24 protein-coding genes are annotated in these 24,312 nt (G+C 70.5%); 8 read left to right on the forward strand and 16 right to left on the reverse strand.

Annotated features, from left to right (window positions below):
• Positions 1 to 25 precede the first annotated feature (25 nt).
• From KUM49_RS21250 to KUM49_RS21275, 6 genes are all read right to left on the reverse strand, one after another.
• On the reverse strand, positions 26 to 3,040 hold the full coding sequence (locus tag KUM49_RS21250) for a glycosyl hydrolase (protein ID WP_217238470.1): 3,015 nt from the start codon (positions 3,038 to 3,040) through the stop codon (positions 26 to 28).
• 212 nt (positions 3,041 to 3,252) lie between these two features.
• The gene (locus KUM49_RS21255; protein WP_254401569.1) at positions 3,253 to 4,407 is read right to left on the reverse strand and encodes an alpha/beta hydrolase; all 1,155 of its coding nucleotides are present in this window, start codon (positions 4,405 to 4,407) and stop codon (positions 3,253 to 3,255) included.
• A gap of 230 nt (positions 4,408 to 4,637) precedes the next feature.
• On the reverse strand, positions 4,638 to 4,976 hold the full coding sequence (locus KUM49_RS50265; RefSeq protein WP_308406685.1) for a hypothetical protein: 339 nt from the start codon (positions 4,974 to 4,976) through the stop codon (positions 4,638 to 4,640).
• A gap of 552 nt (positions 4,977 to 5,528) precedes the next feature.
• Entirely contained in the window at positions 5,529 to 6,182 is a 654-nt protein-coding gene (locus tag KUM49_RS21265; protein WP_308406686.1) for a DUF402 domain-containing protein, read from the reverse strand.
• Between the two features lie 344 nt (positions 6,183 to 6,526).
• Positions 6,527 to 7,144 carry a TOPRIM nucleotidyl transferase/hydrolase domain-containing protein gene (locus KUM49_RS21270; protein WP_217238471.1) on the reverse strand — a complete coding sequence of 206 codons (618 nt, stop codon included), beginning with the start codon at positions 7,142 to 7,144 and terminating at the stop codon, positions 6,527 to 6,529.
• 273 nt (positions 7,145 to 7,417) lie between these two features.
• Positions 7,418 to 8,188 (reverse strand): SDR family oxidoreductase, encoded by a 771-nt coding sequence (locus KUM49_RS21275; protein ID WP_217238472.1) that lies wholly within the window; start codon positions 8,186 to 8,188, stop codon positions 7,418 to 7,420.
• A gap of 426 nt (positions 8,189 to 8,614) precedes the next feature.
• Here KUM49_RS21275 and KUM49_RS21280 point away from each other — a divergent pair, with 426 nt between their 5' ends.
• On the forward strand, positions 8,615 to 9,844 hold the full coding sequence (locus KUM49_RS21280) for a PP2C family protein-serine/threonine phosphatase (protein ID WP_217238473.1): 1,230 nt from the start codon (positions 8,615 to 8,617) through the stop codon (positions 9,842 to 9,844).
• 163 nt (positions 9,845 to 10,007) lie between these two features.
• Here KUM49_RS21280 and KUM49_RS21285 read toward each other — a convergent pair whose 3' ends face one another.
• Positions 10,008 to 10,475, reverse strand: coding sequence for a MarR family transcriptional regulator (locus tag KUM49_RS21285; RefSeq protein WP_217238474.1), 468 nt, complete (start codon positions 10,473 to 10,475; stop codon positions 10,008 to 10,010).
• A 256-nt stretch (positions 10,476 to 10,731) separates the two neighbouring features.
• On the opposite strand from KUM49_RS21285, the gene KUM49_RS21290 reads away from it, so the two are divergent.
• Both KUM49_RS21290 and KUM49_RS21295 read left to right on the forward strand, forming a co-directional pair.
• Complete coding sequence (locus tag KUM49_RS21290; protein ID WP_217238475.1) at positions 10,732 to 10,998, forward strand: hypothetical protein; 267 nt, start codon at positions 10,732 to 10,734, stop codon at positions 10,996 to 10,998.
• A 113-nt stretch (positions 10,999 to 11,111) separates the two neighbouring features.
• Positions 11,112 to 12,638, forward strand: coding sequence for a hypothetical protein (locus KUM49_RS21295; protein WP_217238476.1), 1,527 nt, complete (start codon positions 11,112 to 11,114; stop codon positions 12,636 to 12,638).
• Between the two features lie 49 nt (positions 12,639 to 12,687).
• On the opposite strand, the gene KUM49_RS21300 is transcribed toward KUM49_RS21295, so the two are convergent.
• From KUM49_RS21300 to KUM49_RS21320, 5 genes are all read right to left on the reverse strand, one after another.
• Positions 12,688 to 13,212, reverse strand: a complete 525-nt coding sequence (locus tag KUM49_RS21300; protein ID WP_374200185.1) for a hypothetical protein — start codon at positions 13,210 to 13,212, stop codon at positions 12,688 to 12,690.
• Between the two features lie 308 nt (positions 13,213 to 13,520).
• Positions 13,521 to 14,501 carry an NAD(P)-dependent alcohol dehydrogenase gene (locus KUM49_RS21305; protein ID WP_217238477.1) on the reverse strand — a complete coding sequence of 327 codons (981 nt, stop codon included), beginning with the start codon at positions 14,499 to 14,501 and terminating at the stop codon, positions 13,521 to 13,523.
• Entirely contained in the window at positions 14,498 to 14,752 is a 255-nt protein-coding gene (locus KUM49_RS49845) for a helix-turn-helix transcriptional regulator (protein WP_308406687.1), read from the reverse strand. Before KUM49_RS49845 ends, KUM49_RS21305 begins: the two co-directional genes overlap by 4 nt.
• A complete protein-coding gene (locus KUM49_RS21315) occupies positions 14,746 to 15,174 on the reverse strand; it encodes a hypothetical protein (RefSeq protein WP_217238479.1) in 429 nt (142 codons plus the stop codon). The genes KUM49_RS49845 and KUM49_RS21315 overlap by 7 nt, the downstream gene beginning before the upstream one ends.
• Before the next feature lie 71 nt (positions 15,175 to 15,245).
• Entirely contained in the window at positions 15,246 to 15,743 is a 498-nt protein-coding gene (locus tag KUM49_RS21320; protein ID WP_217238480.1) for a MarR family winged helix-turn-helix transcriptional regulator, read from the reverse strand.
• A gap of 49 nt (positions 15,744 to 15,792) precedes the next feature.
• On the opposite strand from KUM49_RS21320, the gene pip reads away from it, so the two are divergent.
• The 5 genes from pip to KUM49_RS21345 all read left to right on the forward strand — a co-directional run bounded on the left by pip (position 15,793) and on the right by KUM49_RS21345 (position 20,333).
• Positions 15,793 to 16,755, forward strand: a complete 963-nt coding sequence (pip, locus tag KUM49_RS21325; protein WP_217238481.1) for a prolyl aminopeptidase — start codon at positions 15,793 to 15,795, stop codon at positions 16,753 to 16,755.
• A 65-nt stretch (positions 16,756 to 16,820) separates the two neighbouring features.
• Positions 16,821 to 17,054, forward strand: a complete 234-nt coding sequence (locus KUM49_RS21330) for a hypothetical protein (protein ID WP_254401570.1) — start codon at positions 16,821 to 16,823, stop codon at positions 17,052 to 17,054.
• Between the two features lie 225 nt (positions 17,055 to 17,279).
• Positions 17,280 to 18,494, forward strand: a complete 1,215-nt coding sequence (locus tag KUM49_RS21335) for an ATP-binding protein (protein ID WP_308406688.1) — start codon at positions 17,280 to 17,282, stop codon at positions 18,492 to 18,494.
• 598 nt (positions 18,495 to 19,092) lie between these two features.
• Entirely contained in the window at positions 19,093 to 19,317 is a 225-nt protein-coding gene (locus tag KUM49_RS21340; protein ID WP_217238483.1) for a hypothetical protein, read from the forward strand.
• 290 nt (positions 19,318 to 19,607) lie between these two features.
• Positions 19,608 to 20,333: a GAF and ANTAR domain-containing protein gene (locus tag KUM49_RS21345; RefSeq protein WP_217238484.1), complete on the forward strand. Its 726-nt coding sequence runs from the start codon at positions 19,608 to 19,610 to the stop codon at positions 20,331 to 20,333.
• A 20-nt stretch (positions 20,334 to 20,353) separates the two neighbouring features.
• Here the strand turns inward: KUM49_RS21345 and KUM49_RS21350 are convergent, their stop codons facing one another.
• The 4 genes from KUM49_RS21350 to KUM49_RS21365 all read right to left on the reverse strand — a co-directional run bounded on the left by KUM49_RS21350 (position 20,354) and on the right by KUM49_RS21365 (position 24,159).
• Positions 20,354 to 21,241 carry an SDR family oxidoreductase gene (locus KUM49_RS21350; RefSeq protein WP_217238485.1) on the reverse strand — a complete coding sequence of 296 codons (888 nt, stop codon included), beginning with the start codon at positions 21,239 to 21,241 and terminating at the stop codon, positions 20,354 to 20,356.
• An 81-nt stretch (positions 21,242 to 21,322) separates the two neighbouring features.
• Positions 21,323 to 21,841: a hypothetical protein gene (locus tag KUM49_RS21355; protein WP_254401571.1), complete on the reverse strand. Its 519-nt coding sequence runs from the start codon at positions 21,839 to 21,841 to the stop codon at positions 21,323 to 21,325.
• 172 nt (positions 21,842 to 22,013) lie between these two features.
• Entirely contained in the window at positions 22,014 to 23,663 is a 1,650-nt protein-coding gene (locus tag KUM49_RS21360; protein ID WP_217238486.1) for an NAD(P)/FAD-dependent oxidoreductase, read from the reverse strand.
• The gene (locus KUM49_RS21365; protein ID WP_217238487.1) at positions 23,656 to 24,159 is read right to left on the reverse strand and encodes an SRPBCC family protein; all 504 of its coding nucleotides are present in this window, start codon (positions 24,157 to 24,159) and stop codon (positions 23,656 to 23,658) included. The genes KUM49_RS21360 and KUM49_RS21365 overlap by 8 nt, the downstream gene beginning before the upstream one ends.
• Positions 24,160 to 24,312 lie beyond the last annotated feature (153 nt).

The raw sequence follows: 24,312 nt of genomic DNA on the forward strand, positions 1-24,312 counted from the left end.
GGAGACCGCCCCAAGGGGTGCCAAGTCACGCGCGCACCAGGGCCTGGACGTACGGCACCAGCCGGACGGGGCCCGTGAGCCCGTACGCCTGGCGGGCAGTGGTGCCGAAGACGGCCGGCTGGGCGACGCGGAGGCGGTTGATGAGCGGGGTCGCCACCTCGACCTCGATCACGTTGCCACCGCGCCGCAGGCGCCCGCCCAGGTCGACGACAGGGTGGAGTCGGTCGGCGGGGGCCAGCCGGGTGCCGTTGACCGTGACCCGGAAGGTGTCGCTGACCTGGCCGAGTTCGAGGTACGCGCCGTGGGACGAGGTCCATGCGGAGGGCAGGACGACGGTGGTGCGGTAGCGGCCGATGCCGGCGGAGTCGGCCAGTTCGGGGATCTGCGACCAGGGCCGCAGGGTGTCGAGGGTGAGCGTGCGGCGGACGATGTCGGTGCTGGTCGCGTCGGCGCCGGGGTACCAGTCCTCGACGTCGAGCTGCCAGCGGTCCGGTGTGACGGGGTCGGGCACGGCGGGCACCTTGGTGGTCACCGTACGGCCCCGGGAGAGGCGGGTGGTGTAGGTGCCCGGTACCGAGACACGCACGGCCAGACCGCGGTCGGTGAACAGCACCTGGTCGGCGTCGCCGGACACCGCGTGCGGGCTGCTCCCGTGTCGGTCGCCGAAGAGTCCCGGTCTGCCGAGCGCGACGACCGTGGCCTGGCCGGGGCCGAGGGTGACACGCACCGTGATGGCGTCGCCTTCCTCGGTGTAACGGCCTATGCGGGTCGCCTCGCCCGTCCACGGATCGAGCTGGTAGGGCACGGTGGCGCCGCGCCTGGTGCGGTGCAGGGTGACGTCGTGGTCGATGGTCGCGACGGGCGGCTTGACGGTCTCGGCGTGCTTTCCGTTGCAGAGGTAGTAGAAGTCGGTGTCGCCGCTGACCCGGTGGTTGTTGAGGAGCGTGGAGTGCGTCGCGTGGCGCACGTCCGGTGTGACGCCGAGGGCGGTGAGGGCGTCCCCGACGGCGGCCTTGTCGGTGACGGCGATGACGTTCGGCAGGGCGAGGAGATCGGCGAGGACGCCGCGCAGCCGTACCGTCTCGTCCCGGTCGGGCACGCCCGGCGTGAGCGCCTGGTCGAAGGTGCCGAGCAGCACCAGGGGCAGTCCGGCGCGGGCCAGTTCCAGCAGCTTGCGTGCGTCGGTCAGGGCGAGGGTCGGGGTGGAGCCGTAGAAGAAGTCCCCCTCGACGAACAGGGCCTTGTATGCGGGGCCGTCTGGGGCGAGGCGGCCACCGCAGACGCGGGCGGCAGGCAGGTCGAGGAGCGGTCCGCTGAGGAACTGGTGGGTCCAGCCGAGCGGCACGCCGGTCGCGGTGAACCAGGAGGCGCCGATGCCGGTGGCGGTGTAGCCGGTCTGGCGGAAGACGGCGACGTCGGTGCGCGGGGTGCCGGTCTGCAGGACCTGGTGGACGCGGCCGAGATAGCCGGTGATGTCCTCGGCGTGCCGCCAGGTGGGCTGCCGGGGTCCCCAGGACTCGCCGTAGCCGGCCGCACCGTTGTAAGGGCTGAAGGCGGCGAAGCCGGGCCAGCTCACCCCGGGGGCAGTGGCGTACGAGAATCCGTGCACGACCGTCTGGTTGACGCCGGCCGCGTAGGCGCCGCCCATGGTGCGCAGGAACCTGTCCCATGTCGTGCTGTACGCGGAGCCGTTGTAGGCGCCCGACTCGCAGGACAGCACGGTGTGGCCTGCCATGTCCCGACCGCCTGCCAGGCAGCGGTAGTCGTCCAGGTTCTTGAAGCCGAGCGACTCGCCCTCCGCGATGTCCAGGATCGCTGCGGAGGCGATGGCGTCGGTCTGCAGTCCGTACGGCTGCGCGCGCAGCGACATGCCGAGCGAGTGCGCCCAGTCGCGCAGGGCGGTGACGTGGTGGGTGTTGAACAGGTGGGAGACGGTCTCCCAGAAGTCGTGCCGGATCTGCCGGGTGAGCTGGGCCTCGAACGCGAAGACCTGGTTGCTCCTGTCGAGGACGAGCGCGGGCAGACAGGGCAGGAGGGAGCGGCCGGTGCGCTGCTCGAAGACGTCGGGCAGGGCGGAGGTCCACACGAGGGAGTCGGTCTCCAGCTCGATGGAGTCCTCGAAGAAGGCGCCGCCCGCGGCCTTGAGCAGTCGCCGCAGGGTGCCGGTCAGGACGGTGCGTTCCCAGAAACCGGTGACGGCGGCGGTGCCGGCCGGGCTGAAGTGGTCGACGACGTAGGCGGCCGGGGAGGAGTGCGGGCCGGACTCGGGCTGCTGGGCGGTACCGCGCTGCCAGTAGGAGATCAGCACCCAGTCGCCCTCCGCGGGGGCGGTCCAGGTCAGGGTGGCGTCGCGGACGGTGGCGGTGAGGTCTCGGACACTGGCGAGGTCGAGGCCGGTCTCCTTGCGGGTGGCGTTGGCGGGCTCGACGCGGGCGGCCTGGACGGCGAGCAGGCGGCGCCGGGTGACGGTGGAGGCGGCCTTGTGCACGGGTTCGGGGACCGGTCCCTGGTACGTGGTGCCGGCGGCCACGGAGGCGCGGCCGTAGGCGAGTTCCTGGGCGGCGGTGTCGTCGTCGGGGGTGACGCCGGGCACGGCGACGGGCCAGCTGGGGCCGAGGGTGAGGTCGATGGTCAGGCCGCGTCGGGCGGCCTGGCGCAGGGCTGTCACGACGCCGTCGCGCCAGGGCGCGCTGCCCCAGCCGTGGTGGGCGGTGTCCAGGACGGACTTGTCCTTGATGCTGTGGTGGACGGCGGCGATCTCGGCTCCGCCGAAGCCGGCGTCGGCGATCTGGTCGATCTCACGGGCGATCTCCGCCGGGTCGACCAGACCGTCCGGCCACCACCAGCGGAACTTGGGGCGCACGGACCGCGGCGAGGTGGCGAACCAGTCGCCGGACAGGTTCTGACGACCGGTCAGAAGGACGGCGCCGGCATCCGTCGAGCCGACGGCGGCGAACGCCGTGGTGGCGCCGGCGGCCAGGGAGGCCGCGAGCATCGTCCGCCGGGATATCCCGCCACGCTGCGGAATAGACTTCTGCATGTGTCGCCCCAAGTGATTGAATCGTTTCAGTTCCCTGTAAACGCGGGAACGTTAAGCCCGAAATCCACGAGGGTCAAGATCGACGCCCCAATTCCCCGCTGCGCGCGGCCTCTTGACGTCCTTGGTCCAGGCTGCTTTAGCCGTCGGGGGAACAGCCCACGCGGCATCGGCGGGGCATCCTTGTGATGCCCCGCCGATACTTGTCGTCACTCTCAGCGAAGTCCGGTGAGGAACGGCGTGAGGGTGTGGGTCAGGGTGTTGTGCCGCGCGGCGGCGAACAACGGGTCGAGATGGTTCATCCCGTCGTCAGACGCGTATTTCCCGTACGGGATACGGGACTTGGCCACCACCTCGCGAGCGGACGACACGATCGTCCCCCTCGCGTAGCTCGTCTCGAAGGCGTACAGCGGGACGTCAAGTTCCCCGGTGTGCCGCAGCCGCAGCCCCAGTGAGCGGGTCAGGCCGGTGTCGGCGTAGGGATCGACGACGTCGAGGTCCACCGACAGCCGGGACGGCCAGTACCACTCCCACACCAACGGCTCCGGGCCACCCGCATAGGCCGCCGCCACCCGGCTGATGGGCGTGATGCCCGTGTCGACCCAGCCGCGTACCTCACCGCTGTCGGCAAGATGCCCGGAGTGGACGCTGATGTCGTTGGGCCAGCCGAATCCGGCATCCACCAAGGTGCCCAGCAGACCGGCGTTGGTGACGGGATACGGCGGTTGCAACGCGCCGGGCAGCCGGGCCTGGAGGACCGAGCGGCCGCCCGGGTCGCGGTGTGCGTACCAGCCCGCGAGCTGGTACCAGATCTGTGTGCTCTCCGCCCGGTCGCCCAGCCCGACTCCGCTCAGGGGCATGTCGAAGACCGCCCCGCCGTCGACGGCGGCCAGCCGTTCCCGCACCTCCTCCGGAGAGTTGTGCACCGGCTGCCCGGTCCCGTCGAAGGCCCCGTGCACGCCGCCGTCGACAAGGACGAGCGCGGCGAGGTCCCGGTACCCGGGGCGACCGTCGAAGTCCCATGCGGCGTAGGCCATCGCGGCGGAGGCGCCCCAGGAGTGGCCGCCGAGCACCACCCGCCGCGGGCCGCCGCGGGCCGCGGCGGCTACGACCGTGCGCAGGTCCTCCACGGTGCGGGAAAGGCCCCAACGGGCGGCGAAGGTGGAGGTTGCGGGGTCCTGGGAACGGTAGCGGCCGTCCAGGTAGTACCCGACGGGGTCGGCGGTGGTGAACCCCGAGCGGTCGGCCAGGTTCTCCTCGCGCCGGTCGAACGCCCACACCTGCACACCGGGCACAGCCTGGACGAGGTCCCGGGCGAGCAGGCGGAAGTCGCCCGCCGCCCCGAACATCCCCGGGACCAGCACCAGCACGGTGTGGGCCGTGTCCGGACCGAAACCTTGAGCACGTGGACCCGGTCCGATCCTGCCGGCCCACCTCCGCCGGCCACCGCCAGCGGGACGTACGGCTCGCGGTCCCGCCCGGCGGCGACGGCCGGGCCGGCCGGCAGGACGTGAGGGCGAGCCCGCCGACGAGCCCGCCCAGCACCGCCCTGCGAGGCAGGTCTCCCGTCATGAGGCGCACCCGCCGACCCGCTTGCTGCTCAGTGCCACGTCGTCCATGCGGACGTCGTACGAGGACGGCGTGGGGTCGGACTGGTACAGCTGCCCCCCAGCTTGAGTGTGTCGAAGTGCGGGAAGACGAAATCGTCGCTCGTCCCGCCGTGGTCCTTCGTGGAGACCGTCAACTCGGACTGCTCCGCCCCGTCCAAGTAGACGGTGACGCGGTTGTCACGAGCGTCGAGGTGGAACTCGAAGCACTGCCATGTCGCCGCGGTGGCGGGAGCGGAGGTCTTCCAGGCGGTCCAGTCCCCGGTGACGCCGAGATCGGAGCCGGCTCCCCTGAAATTGGCGCGCGAGGTGCGAACGTACTGACCGCCCAACGGGCGTACCAGCGTGGGGACATCGGACCGGATGCCTCGCGACGGTCCAGTGCGCCCAGTCCGGGGCCGTCGGGAAGTCGTTCACACGCAGCCGCAGCCGGGCCCAGAAGCTGTTGCCGCGGGGAGCGAGGTCGGACAGGACCATGAAGGCACGGCCGTTGCCCTCTGTGCGGAGCCGCAGTTCGCGGCCGTGGCCGGTGGTGCTGGGCTCGACGGTCAGCGAACCGTCTGCGGTGTCGGCGGTCCAGCCGCGGCCCGCCGTCACCGGGCCGAGAGGGAGACGGTCGAAGCTCTCCTTGAAGTGGGTGGTGTGAGTGGTCGGGGTGGTGGAGGCGGAGGTGGTGGGGGGTATCGCGAGCAGCGCGGCCGATGTGGCCGGCAGAGCGGCGGCGACCTTCCTCGTGCGAGCCATGCGGTCAGCCTGCAACATCCGTCACTGCGTTCACACAGTGCGTCTCTCGTAGCAGCAAAGGCCCACGACCGCCTAGCAGCTGGGTGCCCGCCTGTCGGGCGCTATCGTCTTCCAACGGTTCAATTCCCCTCCGGCCCAGCTCACTTCGCGGCCGAGGCCGATCGCGGCAGGCGCGGAGTCGGCCAAGCCGGGTCCCACCTCCATTCGGCCCAGGCGTCGGCCTCCGCGAAGGGGCCGGAGCGTTCCTCGATCATCGCCAGGACCTGGGCCCGGGCGACGTCCACGGCCTGGTGCTCGGAGTCGGTCACGATGCCCAGCCGTCGCACGTGGGCGTACTCGTCTTCGTCCTTCCACGTGAGGGTGGTCAGATCAGGGTCGACGACCAGGTCCACGGTCAGATCAAAGGTGTCGAACCCGTCGACGGTCCGGACCGTGGGGTGCTCGAAGTTCACGTACCAGTTCCGCAGTCCGGCCGACGTGTAGAAGGCGTAGATGCTGAACCATGTGGCCGGCGGCTTCCACAGCAGCAGCTCGGTGTCCTGCCACGACCCGGGCGAGAGGTCCCACTCCCCCGTGGCCAGCGCCTCGAACGCCTCGGTACGCATCGATCGGTCGTTGTCGGCGCGGGCCTTGGCGTACAGGGTGGGCCAGCGGGCGTCCGCCCCCGGTGCGCAGGCTGCCACCAGGGCCTCGCTCGTGTCGGCGACGACCCGCATGGCCTGCTCACACCACACCCGCCCGGTCCGGTGCACGTCACGCCGTACGACCGTCTGCCCTGCCTCGAAGATACGCACCGCTCTTCCTCCGTCCCGGCCGGGATGCCCGGCAACGGGCAGCAGTTCAGCGCCTGGGCGGGCGCTTGGACAAGCCGCCGCGCGGGCTTTGAAGGGTCGCTTCGGGTCGCTTCAGGTTTCCCCGGGCAGCAATCGACGAGAACCCGGCACCGACACCGCTGCTGCGGGACTTCTGGGTGAGTGTCGCGGGGAGCCCGGGTGTGCTGACCGGGCAGGTGGGTGACGGCTGGACTGCGGCGAGGAGACCTGGTCTCCGGGACGAGGGTTTTCCTTCAGGGAGGGTGGTCGGCACCGACGTTCAAACTGGCCAACTGAGGGGAACTGGCCGCGCTTTCGTGCCTCGGTCACAGGCTCGCGAGGAGGTCGTCGAGCGGGGCCGGTACCTGTCCGGGGTCCAGGGTCTCCACCAGGAGAGAGCCGTAGCGGATCTTGCGGCCCTTCTTCGTGCCGAGGAAGCGCCGCAACTGCTGGTGCCGAGGCCGACCGAGCTGTGCGGGCTGGCGCTGGAAGGTCTGCCAGGCCCGGGAGTCTCCCTCGGCCCGGATGATCTCCTCGACCCGCGCCGTGCCCAGCGCGCGGATGAGCTCGTCCTCCAGGTCCGCCGCGCACACGAAGAAGCCCCGGTGCGGCGCCCGGGCCCGCTCCAGACCGCGGTCGTAGAAGCGCTGCTCACCCTCGTCGCACAGCCCTCTCAGGTGCAGGCCGAGACCGGGTGGCCCGAGAAGACCGGCGTAGCGGCCGACACTCATCGCACCGCCCATCGGCACGACGCACACCCCTTCGGCGGCCAGGTCCCGGCCACGCCGTGCGGCCAGCGCCTCGACGGCCGCAAGGTCACTCGGCCCTTCCAGCAGCACCGCCGTGCGCAGCCCCAGTTGTACCGCCAGGTCACTCGCCGTATCGCCGGGACCCCCGGCCGCCCAGCGGCTGACCTCGTCCCGGAATGCGCGCATGTCCGCCATGGAGGGAGTCTGCACTCCCACCGACCACCAACGCACTGCATATTCGACGGCTCCCCACTCGACAGGCCCGGCGCCCTCGTCACCCTCGGCCTGACGTCCGCCCCTGTCACTTGCGCCACTGAGCCGGCGGAGGCTCAGCACCTGTCGGGCTCCTGAAGGGAGAGGACATCCGCACCGCTGTGAGCACCTTGTTGATCCGGCCGTCTCTCCGCACGGGCCGGGCTCTCGGCAAAACGCGCCGGCCGTCAGGGGGAGCGGAGCAGGAGCGCCTGCCTACGGGGAGGCCAGTTTCCGCAGGAGCACCGCGGAGACCGGCGTGGGCAGGGCACGCAGGGTGCGGGCCAGCGCCGCTGTGGGCCAGGGGAAGTACGCCTGCGCCGGTTCCTTCTCCAGGGCGCGTACGACGTGCCGGGCCGCCTGCTCCTGGCTGATCTGGAACGGCTTGGGCAGGCCGTCCTCGCTGATGCGCTCGGTGGCGACGAAGCCGGGGTGGATCGTCGTGAAGCGGATGCCCCGGGGTGCCAGTTCGACGCGCGCGGCATCGATGAGCGTGCGCGCGGCCGCCTTCGCCGCCGAGTACGGTCCCTGGCGAGGGATGCCCAGCAGCCCTGCCAGCGAGCTGGTGTGGGCGATCAGCCCTCCGTCCTTCTGGCTTCCCATCTGCCCGATCAGCGGGATGAGGTAGTTGACGACGACGTCGTAGTTCAGCGCCATGATCCGTGAGACATCGTCCACGGTGACCTGGTCCATGGACATGTCCGGTCCCTGGCCGGCGTTGAGCAGCGCTATGTCGATGGACCCGTACTCCGCCGCCACGGCCGCAACGACGTCTGCGGCAGCCCGTGGATCCAGGGCGTCGGCGGCGATGTCCAGGCAGTCGCTGCCCGCGGCTCGTATCTCGCGCGCGACGGCGGCCAGCTCGGGAGCGCGCCGTGCGGTGATGACGAATCGGTTGCCACCGGAGGCGAGGCGGCGCGCCACCTCGGCGCCGATGCCCGACGAGGCGCCGACAATCAGGATGGTTCTGCCGATGATGCGCGCCATTGCGTTCCATTCGCTCGAAATCCCGTGCCGCGTCACAGCAGCCACCGGTGTCACAGGCAGTGTCACGTCTCCACGCGGTTCCTGGACACGGTGCCGACAGCCCCGCTGCCCCTGCCGCGCGGGTCGGTCGTCGCCCCTCCGGCGAAACCGCGTACGCCACGCGCATGCCCGGAAGTCAACACCAGGCCGCCACTGCACCCCGTTCGAGGACTGAGGGACAGAACGCGAGTACGCCCACGTCCGGGCGATGCACCAAGCGCACACGTGAGACTTCTGAGTTTCAGATCTCCGCCTCCCCTGGCTCGCTCTACACTCAGCGCGTGGGGCTTGCTGGCCGCGGAGAGAGCGGTGCCGGACGGGCCCCGTGACGTGTTCGCTCCTATCGTGGAACGGCACAGTGACGCTCGGCGCCGAGGCAGGCAAAACATGAAGGAACCGCACATCGACTATGCGGTGGTCTTCCGGGCTCTGCCCGGCATGGTGGCTCTGCTCACCCCTGACCTGGTGTACGCCGACGCCAACGACGACTTCCTGCGGCTGGCCGGGCGTACCCGCGAGCAGCTGCTGGGCCGCTACATCTTCGACGTCTTCCCCGAGAACCCGAACGACCCGGCGGCGGCCGGCATGCGGGAAACCCGGGAGTCGATGCTGCGGGTGGTGGCCACCGGCGAGCGCGACACCATGGCGCTGCTCCGCTACGACATCGAGGATCACCAGCGGCCCGGGCACTGGCAGGAACACTATTGGAGCCCGGTCAACGCACCCGTCATCGGCCCCGACGGGCAGGTGGCGCTGATCGTGCACCGCGTCGAGGAGATCACCGAACTCATCCGCGCCCGCGGCGGCCCGGGCAGAGACAGCCGAGCTCGTGTGCTGGAGGCCGAGCTCTACACCCGCGCCCGCGAACTGCAGGAGGTCAACGAACGCCTGCGCAAGGCCCACGCCCACGAACGCGAGGTCGCCCTGGCTCTGCAGGCGGCGATGCTGCCCGCCCCCAGGCCCCTCGGTCACCACCAGGCGGCCGTGCGCTACCAGCCCGCCATCGGCGCCCTGAACGTGTGCGGCGACTGGTACGACCTGGTCGAGCTCACCGGCGGGAGGCTCGCCGTCGCCGTCGGCGATGTCGTCGGCCACGGCCTCGCCGCCGCCTGCGTCATGGGACAGCTGCGCAGCGCCCTGAGCGCTGCCTGCCGCGTCGCCGCCGGCCCGGCACAGGCCCTGGACGCTCTCGGCCTGTACGCCCGCTTCGTCGAGGGCGCCGAGTCGGCCACCGCGGCGACGACCTACATCGACTGGAACGACCGCTCCATCACGTACAGCAGCGCCGGCCACCCGCCGCCCGCCCTGCTCCATCCCGACGGCACCGTGGTCTTCCTCGACCAGGCCACCGACCCACCGCTCGGCGCCCGGCCCGAACCGGTGCCCCGCCCCCAGGTGCGCGCGCCCTTCACCGAAGGGTCCAGCCTGATCCTGTACACCGACGGCCTGATCGAACGCCGTACCGAGGACATCGACACCGGTCTCAACCGCCTCGCCGACTCCCTCACCCACCATCGGCACGCCGCCCCCGAGGCCCTGGCCGACGCCCTACTGACGGACCTCCTCCCACCCACCGGCAACACCGACGACACCGCGCTGATCGTCCTCCGCCTGTAGCCCGAACCCACTCGGCGGCCCGCGGCAGGAGGAGCCGTGGGAAAGCGCCGGCGAGCGGAGCGGTACGGAGCCGGTGCCCGCGTCCCCCGGCCTTGTCATGGTCGAGCGCGACGGTCGCCGAGGCCGCGGTCGCCTGCCTCGATCCCAGCCGTGGTTGGCCCGACTAACCTACGGTGCTGCCGGTGTTCCGGATCATCTGCTGGAGCACCTTCAGAGTGGTGACGTAGTCGGCGTCGTCGATGCCCCGGTGGATCTGGTCGCGGATTGCCGGCGCGTGCTGCTTGAGACCGGCACGAGCCTCGTCCCCCGCCGAGGTGATCCACAGCCGTCCCTCGCCGTCACGGCTGAGCCAGCCTCGCTCCAGCAGGACTTCCGCCTCAGCTCCCAGATCGTCCTCCGGCCTGATGTAGGAGTTCATGGACTGCTTGAGTTCGGGAATGGTCATACCGTGGCCGTCGGATGACAGGTCGTTCTTCGACAGGTTGCGCAGCAGCCAGTACTGAGGCTGGGTGAAGCCGTGCTCAGCCTGCCGGGCACGGGTGAACGCGATGAGGGCTTCATAGGCCATGCCGGTCCAGTACGCAGCAGGCTGTGCGGAGAGCTCGGTGTCGGAGGCGTGTTCTGTCCGCATGTGCGGTCCCTCGTCTCGGTGATCGCTGATGGCTGATGGCTGATGGCTGATGGCTGATGGCTGATGGCTGATGGCTGATGGCTGATGGCTGATGGCAGCACCGTAGAACCTGAAGTCAGGTTGAGGGCAAGGCTGCGGCTCGGGCAGCCTCGCTGCGGGAACCTTGACGCCCGCACGGCAACGAGGCGGCATGTGACCGCAGTTCCGCGATGACTGCGGCTGGAGAAGGGCGCGGACTGTGCGGTTGGATGACCCGATGGATCGTATCGAGGCTGAGCTGTTCACGGACCGGGGAAATGACGCGGTCATCCGTCTGCCCCCGCGCAATTTTCCCGGCGTGCTGATCCAGGGCGATTCCCTGGCGATCATCCGCACCGACGTGGCCGAGATCCTGGAAGCCTGCGATCACGGCGACTTGGGCGCGGCTCGAGAGACTGCGGCCATCCTCCTCTCCGACCTTGACGACCTGTTGGCTCGCTACGCCACCGCCCTGGAAGCACACGGCATCCCCCTCCCCTACTGACCGGCGGACACTGGTCTCCAGGTTCCCGACCGTCTCGAACGCCGACTGCCGACTGCCGACGTGCACGAAGTAATCGTGGGCCAAGTAGTCGTGGTCCAGGCAGGATGCCCTCTGTGAATCACGTCCTGTGCGGGCTCGCTGCCAATACGGCCCTGCCGTCCTACCTCGTCGACCGGCTGATCGCGATCGCGGACGCCGACATTGCCGTGCACCTCGCCGGTCGTCCGGACCTCGGCCACGCGCAGGCGGTTGCGCTGCTCTCGCGCGTCGAGGAGAGCGGTGTGCAGCTCGCGTACCAAGGGCTGTTGACCGCCGCCGACGTCGATCCTGCGGCACAGCCGGACGCCGCTCTCGCCTTGCTCGACGAGCGCGCCGGCAGCCCGGAGTGGGCGCGTCTCCTCGTGACGGATCCGCTCTCGGAGCGCCGGGAGAAGCTGGCCGGCTGTTCCGCTCTCCCGGCCGATGTGGTGGAGGCACTCGCCACGGACGGGGACGTACGCGTTGTCGCGGAGCTCGCGTTGTGGACCACACCGGAAGTGGCCGCCGGGCTTGCCGGGCATCCGCATGCCGAGGTCCGCCGCGCGGTTGCCGCCAACGAGGCGACTCCTCCGGACGTACTCACGGCGCTCCTCACCGGCGAGGGGCTGCCTCCGGCGCGGCGATACCTGGTCTGTGACCATGAAGCGACGCCGTTCGTGCACGAGCCGCAATGCCCGTGGCCCGACTGCCAGTTGGTGTCAGGCGCCTCCTGCGACGGGTCCCACGAGTCCACCCTGCACGCCATACAGGAGGCGGCGCTGCGGAACCCGTCGACACCCGCGGAAGCCGTCGTCGGTTTCGCGGACCATCCTTCGGTGCTCGTTCGTTGGGCGCTCCCCGCCCGCCTTGATCTGCCCCCGGAGGTGTACCGGCGGCTGGCCGCAGACCCGGTTCCCGGCATCCGAGCAGACCTCGCGGAGAATCCCGCGATCGACGACGCCCTCATCCGCACACTGGCCGACGACCGCGGCAACGACGTGCAGCGCAGGCTCGCGCACAACCCACGGGTGCCGCTCGATGTACTCACCCGCCTGGCCGGCGCGGCCAGGATCGGCGCCACGCTGCTGCCCCGGATCGCCGCCGCATCTCCTGCCGAGGTCCAGATGCTGGCTCAGTCGCCGGACCCGGCCGCCCGCATGCTCCTGGCCCAACGGCGCGATCTGCCGTCTGCGATCCGTGACGCGCTGGCCGGCGACTCCGACACGAAGGTGGTCAAGGGCATCGCTCCGCACCGGGGCCTCACCGAAGCACAGTTGCGCGCCATGGTCGACCGCCACGGAGTCCGGGTCCTTGCCAAGGTGGCGTGCAACCCGGACGCGAGTCCGGCGCTGCTGGAGGACCTGACCCGGCACGAACCATCAGCGCAGAAGGCGCTTCGCGAGATCGCCCGGCACCGAAACGCGACGGCCCAGGCCCTGCTCGCCTGCTTGGCGGACAGACAGGCAAGGCCCTGGGCCGCCGGCCATCCGGCACTCCCGCCGCCGGTCATCGTGGAACTGCTCACCGACGCCGACTGGCAGGTGGCGGAAGCAGCAGCAGCCAACCCGTCGCTGCCGCTTTCCGTGATGACGGATCTCGTGCCCCAACGGCAAGCGCCTTGAGATGACATCGAACGCTTTCGAAGTCCGAGTCCCGAGAGTGCCGCTGCTGCTAGGCCGTGCTCGGCGCCGCCGTCGGGCCGATACCCCGCAGTTGCTGGATCATCCCGCCGAGCTTGTTGCGGAACTGCTCCAGCATCTCCGGCTCTTTCGCGCTGACGATCCAGCGGGAGCCGACCAGGTACTTGCCCCCGTAGACGGCGGCGGACTCCAGCCAAGCCTGCTTGTACCGCTCCTCGGGGAAGGTGGTGATGAGGTAGTCGACCTTCGGCGTGTGGCACAGTCCCTGGCGCAGTTCATCCGCCTCGATGCGGATCTTGGCCTTGCAGCCGGTCAAAGAAGCGATCACCTCGACCTGCGCCGGGGCCACCACACCAGCCGCCGGGGCGGCGGAGACCTCCGACGGCTTGCCGCTCGCCGAAGTGTTGTCCTCATCGCCACCGCTGCAGGCCGTGGCAAGGGGAAGAAGAGCCAGGCTTGCGGCCAGCGCGGCACCGCGTGTGAGGCGGGCCGTGGGCAGACTACGGCCGGTGCGTCCTCGCCGTGGCTGCTGTGAGTGCTCGGGGTGCTGTGGCACGTACCTCTCCGTGTCCGGGTTTGTTCCTGCTCGCATGAGCGGCTCGTGTACGACAAGGGGTACGAGTGAACGCCGGGGGCTGTTCATCCGCAGCATTGGATTCGGGAGCAGTGCGAACTCGACGCCCGTCTTCACGGGCGGGCGGCGGCGGCGCGGTCGACCGCGGCATCTCCCGACGGATACGGGCGGCGGTGCGGTCGACCCGTGGCACCTCCCAGCACCACGTCATCGGGGGTGCGCAGAGTTGCGACAGTCCTCAGGCCGGACGGCCATGCTCCGCCACGGCGCGGGCGCGACGACACGTCGCCTCACATGGTGATGACGATCTTGCCGCGTGCGTGGCCCTGCTCCAGATGCCGGATGGCTTCCGGAACCTCGCCCAGCGAGTACGTCCTCTCGATGACCGGCGTGACCTGGCCGGCCTCAATGAGCTGTGTCAGGAACTCAAGGTCCGCGCTGCGTTCCGCGGACATCAGGCCGCGCAACTTCTGCTTGGTGAACGGCGACAGGACCATCGCCTGCAGGGTGCGGTCCACACCCTGCAGCCATCGCCCGTCCCCCTCGCCGCCCACCAGGACAAGGGTTCCGTCCGGGGTGAGGGCGCGTCGGAGGAGGGACAAGGGGCGGTTGCCCGCGGTGTCGAGGACGAGGTCGTAGCGGCGGGCCCCGTCCGTGAAGTCCGTGAAGTTCTCGAGGGTGTAGTCGATGACGTCGTCCGCGCCGATCGACCGGACCAGTTCCGTCTTCGTCGTACTGCACAGGCCCGTGACGTCCGCCCCGAAGGCCTTGGCCAACTGCACGGCGTACGTACCTATGCCTCCTGCCGCGCCGATGACCAGGACCTTGTGCCCTGGCCGGACCTTTCCCCTGTCGCGAAGGCCCTGGAGGGCGGCAAAGGCAGCGATGGGAACGGCCGCCGCCTGCTCGAACGTGAGGTTGGCCGGCTTCGGTGCCAGCCTGTCGTGCCGACCACTCGCGTATTCGGCGAAGGAGCCGTCGCAGACGCCGTACACCTCGTCGCCCGGACGGAAGCGCGTCACGTTCGTGCCGACCGCCTCGACCCGTCCCGCGACATCCAGGCCGCGGACGCGGTTCTTGGGCGCGCGCAGGCCGTATCCCATCAGACGCATCAGGTAGGGCAGGCCCGTCATGCAGTGCCAGTCGGCCGGGTTCACTCCTGCCGCGAGCACCTGCACGAGCACGTCGTCGGGGCCGGGCTCCGGCTTGTCGATGTCCCTGAGTTCCAGGACTTCCGCCGGGCCGTACGTGTCCTGAACAACTGCCTTCATGGTGTCTCCTCTTCGTGGTCCGAGTACTGGAACACGTCGTCCAGCGGGACTTGGAACACCTTGGCGATCTGAAATGCCATTTCCAGGGAGGGCGAATAGCGGCCCTGCTCGATGGCGATGACGGTTTGGCGGGATACACCGATCAGGTCCGCCAATTGCGCCTGGGTCATTTCTCCGTGCGTGAATCGGAGGGAACGGATCGAGTTCGTGACTCGGGTGGTGGGCTTGGGCTTCGACTTGGGTTTCACCACGGCTGGAAGCCCCGGCGGTAGGCGACGATCCTGGCGGCGGACCCGAGGATCGCGGACAGGACGAACGCCAGGTAGATGGTGTTGGAGATCCAGAAGTGGTCCAGCTCGGCCATCGACATGCCGAGGGCCGACACTCCGCCCACGACGAGGAACGACTGGCCGATGTATTCGCCGAACCGAATGATTTCCTTGTCGCGCTGGTCCTTCTTGCGGGCGTCTTTCGGCGAGAACGTCGCGACGAGGACGTGCAGCACGATCGACGCGGCTATCGAGGCACCGACAGCCCACAGCATCGTCGACACGTACGCCACGTCGGCGAGGGGAACGCCTCCCGCCCGCCCAAGAATGACGGCGCCGTAACCCGCATATGTGCCGATCGCGAGGACCGCCATGATCCACGCGCTCTTCTCTTCGAATGGCATACCGTGAATGTAAAGCAACATTGACATGGTGTCAAGATTTCTTTACATGACCGAGCGAGCGTGCTGGCTGGTCACCCGTGGCGCGGTGCCGACTCCTGCCGATACGCGGCTGCGATCCGCTCCCGGAACGGGCGGCGGCGTACCGCGTCCGCGACCTCCGTCAGCAGCTCCGCCAGCGGCATCGAGAGTTCCGCGTCCAACTCGGCCATCGCCGCCACCGTCGCGTCCCACTCCGCCTTGATCTGCGGCACTAGAGCATGAGCCTTGGGCGTGAGCTCGATCAGCCGACGGCGGGCGTCCAGCGGATCCGGGGTGTGGGTGACCAGGCCGGCGCGGGCCATCTGGGCCGCCGTCTGGCTTGCGGCCGAGTGCGTCACACCCACCGCCGCGGCCAGGTCGCGGACCGGCAGCGGGCCTTCGGACAGGAGAGCCCGTACGACCGGGGAGAAGCGGGGCCGGTACTCGGCGAGGTCCAGCTCCTCGTAGACCTGGGCCACGTCACCGTCGAGCAGTTCGAGGACATGGCGGAGCAGGGCGCCTACGGCGGCCGGGTCCGGATGATGCTTCATGCGGCTAATCTAACAGCACTGTCAGATATGAGAAGGGTGGTGCGTCTCAGTGGCCGAGCTATATCCCCCTGCCGAACCGTACGAGCACGGCATGCTCGACGTCGGCGACGGCAACCGCGTGTACTGGGAGACCTGCGGGAATCCCGCGGGTAAGCCCGCCCTCGTCCTGCACGGCGGACCGGGATCCGGGGCGGGACCGTTCTGGCGCCGGCTGTTCGACCCCGCGGCGTACCGCATCGTGCTCTTCGACCAGCGCGGGTGCGGGAGGAGCACGCCGGACGCCGCCGATCCACAGACCGCGCTCGCCGCCAACACCACCCCGCATCTGATCGCCGACATCGAGCTGCTGCGGCAGCACCTCGGCATCGACGCGTGGCTGGTCCTCGGCGGTTCCTGGGGTGTGACCCTCGCGCTGGCATACGCCGAGCAGTACCCCGGGCACGCATCCGCGTTGGTGCTCTTCAGCGTCACCAACACCACCCGCCGCGAGGTGGACTGGGTCACCCGGGACATGGGGAGGGTCTTTCCCGAGGAATGGGCCCGGTTCTGCGACGCCGTACCGGAGCGGGAGCGCGACGGCAGCCTGGTGGAGGCGTACGCCCGGATGCTCGAAGACCCCGATCCTGCCGTACGGGATCGGGCGGCGAGGGAGTGGTGCCGATGGGAGGACGTGCACGTGTCCACTCACCGCGGGTACAAGCCGGACCCTCGTTTCGAGGACCCGCACTTCCGGCTGCGCTTCGCCCGTCTCGTCACGCACTACTGGCGGCACGCCGGTTTCCTGGAGGACGGGGCGCTGCTGCGCGACGCCGGTGAACTCGCCGGCATCCCCGGCGTGATGATCCACGGGCGGATGGACATCAGCGGGCCCCCGGACGTCGCGTGGCGGCTGGCGCAAGTGTGGCCGGATGCGGAGCTGGTACTGATCGACGAGGAGGGGCACGGACTGTCGGGGGATGCCACGACGGAGGCACTGTTGGCGGCTACGGACCGGTTCCGGACGGCTCAGTAGGACACAAGTCCGTGCCTGAGCCCCCACGTTGCTGATTCATGCAAGGCGCTGGAGAGCGAGGGTCCATGGATCTCGAGGCTCAGTATCTGCTGTCGCTGGGAAGCCGGCAGGGGAACGCCCACGTGCACTGGCACATCGCAGGACTGCCGACCGGCGTCCCTTACGAGCGCCAGCAGTTTCCTGCGCTGATGGCCGAGAACGGGGTGTTGACCTCCACTCCCGAGCAGAGCGCCGATACGGGAAGGCGGCTACGCGAGGCGATCAGCGGCGGCCAACGCGCCCAGCGGGGCTGGCTGTGATCCTCACGGAATTGGAGACCTCAGGGGCACCCGGAACGGGGCCGTAGGCGGCGTCGGCGGGCCCAGGGGCATGTTCCGGGTGTGGTGCCTGACCTCTCAGCCGACCGCTCTCCGGCGCGCTCTCACTCGCCCGTCCACGGCCTCAGCGAAAGGGCTTTGACCTGGTGTTTTCCTGGATTCTGCCTAAAGTGGGGAGGTCTGCCGGATGCCATGGGAGGGGACTTCGTGAGTGGGGAAGGCGCAGGGTACGACGTTGCCCGGATCGAGGTGCTGGAGGGGCCGGAAGCCGTTCGGAAGCGGCCCGGGATGTGGGTCGGCTCGATCGGCGAACGCGGTGTGCATCAGTTGGTGTTCGAGGCCGTCGGCCGGGCGGTGAACCAGGTCCTGGCCGGGGGCGGCGGCTCCGTCGACGTCACGCTCACGCCCGACGGCGGCGTGCGAGTCGCCGACGACGGAGCGGGAGTTCCCCTCGAGGCCGTCGGGGACACCGGCGGGCCGGGCCTCGAAGCGCTGCTGACCGGGTTCTCCGCCGGGCCCGAGCCCAGCGGCCGGCACATCGCGGCCGTGGGCCATGTCGGTTCGGGCCTCTTCGTCGCCAACGCGTTGTCGAGCCGGCTGACGGCCGAGGTGCGGTGCAAGGGCGTCCGCAGGGTGCAGAAGTACGCGCGCGGTGTCGCTCTCGCCCCGCCCGCCGCCGTGGGGCCCGCGACCGGGATCGGGACGACCATCGCCTTCTGGCCCGACACCGAGATCTTCGATACGACGCGGTGCTCGTTCGCCGTGCTGGCGGAGCGTTTCCGGCAGGTGGCCTTCCTCAATCGCGGCCTGGGCATCTCACTGACCGACGAACGCCCGGCGGGCGAGCCCCGGGCGGTGCTGTTCCGGTTCCCGGACGGAGTGCGGGACTTCGTGGCCGCCCTCGACGCGGAGGCAGGGGCGGACCTCCATCCGGACGTCATCGGCTTCGAGCGGGAGGACCCGCGGATGGCGGGCACCATGGAGGTGGCCCTCCTGTGGAGCGGCTTGCGCGAGGAGCGGATACGCAGCTTCGTCAACAGTCGGGCCACTGCCCAGGGCGGCACGCATGTTGACGGCCTCCGCGACGGAGTGGCGGCCGCGGTCACCGCGTACGCGCGGAAACGGGGGCTGCCGGCAGCGGCGGACCCCGAGCCCGGCGCCGACCGGATCGGCCACAACCTCACGGGGGTCGTGTCGGTGAAGCTCGACCGTCCCGAGTTCCTGGGCGCCACACGCGCACTGCTGGGCAACAACGATGTGCGGGTTTGTGACGGGGAGGCCGTCCGGGAGCACCTCGGCAACTGGTTCGAGGAGCAGCCGGAGCGAGCCGCGGAGGTCGTCGACCGAATCTTCCACCAGGAGGGAAACAGCAGCGGAGGGGCCCGGCAGCAACCGCGCGACGGCGTTGCCGGCTGTGACTGAGCGCTGCGGTTGGCTGTGCCCTCGACGCGGTGGCTGATCGAGTCGACGCAGGACGGCGATGATGCGGGGGTCGTAGCCGTCGCGGAAGCGCGGCCACAGCCACGTACGGCGGCCGCCTCGCCGCCGAGCGACAGGGTCGATCGACGCGCTCAGCGACGGGGCCGGCCCGGGACGTCACGGGACGGTCTGGGGTCTCGCGCCGGCGGCGCTTTTAACACATGCCGCGCCTCCGCGCATGACATGCGCACTCCCCCATACGGCCCCATCCTGGGAAGCAGCACCATCGGCTGCACAGGCCGACCATCCCCCGGGAGGTCCTGTGATCCTGCTCGTTCTGCTCGCGCCCGCCCTGATGATGGCGTTCCTCTTCGCCATGGACGCTCTCGAGGAACGTCTGTTTCCCCGCCTGCCAGGGGCGGATGACGTGGGACCTTCAGCCGACGACACACCAGCGTCCTCTTCCTCTCCCTGACAGCGGCATGGTGAGGATCCCTCGACGAGGTGGGGCGTGCCACCGCCCCACCCAGGGACGCAAGTCGGGCATCCTCGCGTGAACTGCGCGGATGCGGGCCGGTGCGGCTCGGATGATCCTGGAGCCATGGCCGGACAGCTGCGCGTCATCGTGTATCCGCCGTCACCGACGGGCGGCCGGCGCGTGCGCGTCGACGGCGAGATCCTGGGCCTGGCCCACAACCTCTCCGACATCGCCGAGTTCCTTCGTCGCGCCGGGTTGGACATCGATGCCGCCGAGCTGCCTCACTCCCCTCTCATCGACTGGCGGGGTTCCGGCCCTCAGTACTGGAGACCGGAGCCGGATAGCTGAGTCATTCGAGACCCTCGATCGACGCGGACGTGCACGGGTTGCCACAGTGCCGCGCCTTCCTCGGGGTGACTCCTCGAATCCATCCGTTGCCGGCGGGCATAGGCGTGGCGGTGATCGCCCCACCTGCGCTCCGGTGGCGTAGCGTTCGAAGTAGGGACGCCCGCTACGCCGGTGACTGCGCCGGTGTCAGTGGCGGCCGCACTGGAGGTTTCCTTCGGACGTTGGACTCCGTCGCCCCGGTGGCACGACGAGACGCCGACGAGGGCCGCGGCCCCGTGAAGGAACCTGAGATGAGCGCCGACGACACATATGGCAACAGTCACCTCACCCAGTGGCTGCTGGAGACCGACTCGCTGGAAGACTTCCTGCAGACACTGGCCGACGCCGCCCTCGAGCTGTCCCGCGTCCAAGGCGCCGGCCTCACCCTGGAACGCGACGGGCGGCCGCTGACCGTGGTCAGCGCCGGAACCGTGGCCACGAAGCTGGACGAGAAGCAGTACGGCCAGGACGACGGCCCCTGCCTGCAGGCTTTGCGTACCGGCGAGGAACTGCTCGTCCGGGACATGCTGCAGGAGTCCCGGTGGGGCGACTATCCCCCCTACGCCGCGGCCTGCGGGATCCGCTCCTCCCTCTCCTTGCCGATCGCCGCCCACACGCACACCGCATGCGCCATCAACCTCTACGCGGCCCCGCCGGACGCGTTCGGACAAGCGGATCTCACGGCATTGCGTTCACTCGCCGCGGAAGCCACCGGCGCCATCTCGTTGGCCCAACGCATCGCCGACACCCAGGAATTCGCCGACCAGCTGCAGACCGCCATGCATTCCCGCAGCGTCATCGACCAGGCCCTCGGTGTGGTCATGGGACAGCGCCGCTGTTCCGCCGACGAGGCTTTCGGCATCCTGCGGTCAGCCTCCCAGCACCGCAACATCAAACTCCGTGACCTGTGCGCCGAGCTGATCACCAATCTCACCGGCCGGCCGCCGACCGCTCCGGAACTGCGCCCCCGCCCCTGAAAGGGCGGTCCACGCGTTCCTCATGGCCGGACACCCTCACGTGCCGCCATCTGGTCGGCGCGTCCGCCCGCTCCGAGTGGGCCGGTGGAGCGGAAGGGTGCGTCGGCCTCGAGTCGGGGCAGCCGACGCCGGGACACGCGTAGCACGACGGGCGGCAGCGCGGCACGCCCCGCCTGGACGAGGCGCAGCCAGGCGGGCATGTAGACGGCGGTACGGCGGTGCTCCACGGCCCAGGCCAGGCATGCGGCGACCCGGTCGGCCGGATACACGCGGCGAGCGGGCGCGGGCATGGCGGCGCGCAGTTCCCGCAGCACCGCGTACCGGTCGGCGTCGCGGATCATGTCCGTGTCCGTCCAGTTGATGTAGGCGACCCCCACGGCCACTCCGTGGTGGGCCACCTCGGCGCGCAGGGCGTGGGCGAAGGCCTCGACGCCCGCTTTGGAGGCGCAGTAGGCGCTCATCAGGGGCGCGGCGCCGAAGGAGGCGAGTGAGCCGACCTGGAGGTAGTAACCCGCCGTCTCCATGAGGTCCGGCAGGAAGGTGCGGGCCGTCAGCGCGCTGCCGGTCAGGTTCACGTCGATGACCCGGCGCCAGTCGGCGGGGTCCAAGGCGGCGAACGGGCCGCCCTGCGAGATGCCGGCGTTCGCCACGACGGCCGAGACAGGGCCCAGACGCGCCCGTACCTCCTTCGCGGCCCGGGCCAGCGCCTCCCCGTCGGTGACGTCGGCCTCAACGGCCACGGCCGACGTCCACAGGGATGCCGCGACGTCCTCCAGCCCGGCCTTCTCGTGGCCGAGCAGGGCCAGCCGGGCCCCGCGACGTGACAGGTCCCGGGCCAGGGCCGCCCCCAGCCCGCGGGCGGCTCCCGTCACAACCACGGTGCGGTTCTCGAGCGGGCTGCGTGTCATGGGCCGTTCCCTTCGTGCCGACGCCCCGTTCAGTCCGGGCTCATCCTCCGCTTCCGGCCAAGGCCCCGCACCGGATGCGGCTCACGCCTGTGGCGTCCCCTGCCGTAGGTCCGTCGTCGATTGGTTCCGCTCCCGTGCGGAGGTGTCGGGCTCGCGCGTGGTGTCCGAACGGGCGGTGTGATCGGGGTGGCCGACCGTGCGGCGGGCTTCCTTCAGCTCTGCCTCGTACAGGTGGTCGCGGCCGTCGGCGAGTTCCTCCACGGCGGCATGGGCGAGGTCCTTGAACGGCTGGTAGTAGGTGCTGTCGTAGGCCTCGACGATCTGGAAGGTCCAGTGCCCCGGAATGACGTTGCGGCCCAGGACCTGCGTCCGCACCATCTCGGCCCACTCGGGACGACCGGCCTCACGCAGCAGCCGCACCGCCCGGTCCAGTTCGAAGTCCGCGGTCCCGGTCAGCTGGTGGAAGCTGTAGAGGTGGCCGCGGGCGCGCTCGGTCGTCTCCAGCGCCTTGGACAGTGATCCGAGAGCCTCCACCGTCTCGTCGGTGACGCCTTCAGGCCGCTGATGGTCACGGTCGGGCCCGTCGCCTTTCATGGTCATGGTTCGCCTCCAACGGTGTGGCACGGAAGGGTCCTCCCGCAGGCCGGTGGGGCCGGCCCCATGCCCACGACTGGCGCCCGCTGCCGCTGCCCGGGGTGCCCGGGTCTGCCGACCGGCCCGGTACACCGGACAACGCGCTCGTTCGGCGCGCTGTGCCCGCTCGGCGCGGGGCTCATCCGTCGTCCGCCTGTCGGTCGCTGTGCGCACGCCGAGAGCCGGTGCGGTCACGGCGGGCCAGGATGCGTTGTGCCTTGCTCCCGCCCGGTGGCAGACGCCGACGCAGTGCGGCGCGTGCGGCGTTCGCGCCCGGAGCCCCGTGGACCCCGCCGCCCGGATGCGCGCCCGCGGACGCGAGGTAGAGGCCGCCCACAGGGGTCTCCGGCCGCCCGGTACCGGGTATCGGGCGGAAGAGAAGCTGCTGGTGAAGGGCGGTGGTACCGCCGTTGATGGCTCCGGCGACCAGGTTGGCGTCGAGTGACTGCAGCGTGGGCGGAGCGAGGATCCGGCGGGCCCGGATCAGGGAGCGGAAGCCGGGGGCGAACCGTTCGACTTGACGTTCGACGCGGTCGGCCATGATCTCCTGTTCCCTCGCGTCCCAGCTGCCCGTCAGGCCCTCTGCACCCGCGTCGCCGCCGACCTCGCGGGGCACGTGGGTGTACGCCCACGCGGACTCGGTGCCGGTCGGCGAGCGCGAGGGGTCGGACGTCGTCATCTGGCCGAACAGGGAGAAGGGGCGGTCGGGGACCTGGCGCATGGCGATCTGCGCGGCGAAGCGGGTGAGTTCGTCGACGCCGTCGGCCAGGTGGACCGTCCCGGCCCGGGCGGCCTGCGCGGCCTGCCACGGCACCGCGCCGTCGAGGGCCCAGTCGACCTTGAACGTGCCGAAGTCCCATTGGAAGCGCCGCAGGTCGTCCAGCAGCTGGGCGGGGAGGTGCTCCTCGGCGACGAGTTCGCCGTACAGAGCGGGCACGGACACGTCCGCGAGCACGGCGCGCCGGGCCGGGACCGATTCGCCGCCGGCGGCACGCACGCCTACGGCGCGTCCCTGCCGGACGACGACTTCCTCGACTCGCTGCCCGCAGCGCACGGTGCCGCCCAGCGTGTCCAGCCGGCGGGTCAGCGCTGCGGTGAGGGCACCGGAGCCGCCGACCGGAACGGGAAAACCGTAGGTCTGTCCGAGCATCGACATCAGCCAGCCGAAGCCGCCGCTGCCCGCGGCTTCCGGCGCCAGGTCGGCGTGCAGCGCATTGCCGGCCAGCAGCAGCCTGCCACCCTCGCCCCGGAACTCCTCCTCGCCCATGCGCCGCACCGGCAGCAGCAGGCTGCGCGCCAGACGCAGACCTCCCGCCCCCCGCAGGCGTAGGGCGAGGCGCGCCCCGGCACGCACCGGCGGGAAAGGCGTGAACAGGGCCCGCAGAAGGTCCTCCCGCACGCCCTGCCACACCTCGTGCAGACCGCGCCAGGCGGCTCCATCGCCCGGCGCGAAGGCCTCCAGCGAGTCCGCGGTGACGTCGAGACGCCGGTCGAGGACCGCGCAGCTGCCGTCGGTCAGCGGGTGCGCCAGCACGTGCGAGGCGTGGCTCCACCGCAGCCCGTGGTCCTGCAGGCGCAGCCCGGCCAGGATCGGGGAGGCCGCGGCCAGTGGGTAGAAGGAGCTGAAGAGATCGCTGACGAACGCGGGGTCGACGCCTCGGTCGTGGCGCACGGCACCGCCGGCCTCCGTCTGCTCCTCCAGGACGGTCACGCTCCACCCCGCGTCGGCGAGCAGGTTCGCCGCCACCAGTCCATTGGGGCCGGCCCCGATCACCACCGCATCAGGCATGGCCGCTCTCCGCTGGGCCGATGTTCGCACCCGCGTGCGACTCGGCACCATGCTCGCGCCGCTCGGCGTCCCCTTCGCACACCTTGGCGAGCCGGGGGAGCATCGCGCGGTGCCGCAACTGGATCAGTGCCTCGGTCCCCACGGTGTGCAGCGTCCCGCCGACGCCCCGCAGGGGATGCTCGTCCACGATCACCAGACAGTGCTCGCCCCAGGGGCGCAGCTCGATGGCGATCCGCGCCGTGCCCAGCCATCCGGCGTGGGCTTCGAGTTCCAGCGCGGTCCCCTCCTCGCATCGCCGTACCACGGTCTCGTTGGTCAGCCGGGCCGGACCCAGCCGGACCTCGTAGGTGATCGCCGCGCCCTTGTCCGGCCAGCGTCCCCGCAGTGGGGTCGAGTCCGACGTGCCCACCACCCACTCCGCGTACCGGTCACCGTCGGCAAGAACGGCCCACACCGTCTGTGGGCTGGCCGTGATCAGACGATGGCGTACCGCCATTCGAACCTCCCGCGCTCGGTGTCCTGTCCGTCGTCATCGCGGAGTGCCCTGCCCGCCCGATTCAAAACGGGCCATTCCGGGCGCGAGCGATGACGACTCGACCGGGGGCACCGTCACCTTCGGTCCGATCGGCGGCCGGTGGCGAGGGGAGTC

The organism is Streptomyces sp. AC555_RSS877 (assembly GCF_019049245.1).
In the GTDB taxonomy this organism is placed as follows: Bacteria; Actinomycetota; Actinomycetes; order Streptomycetales; family Streptomycetaceae; genus Streptomyces.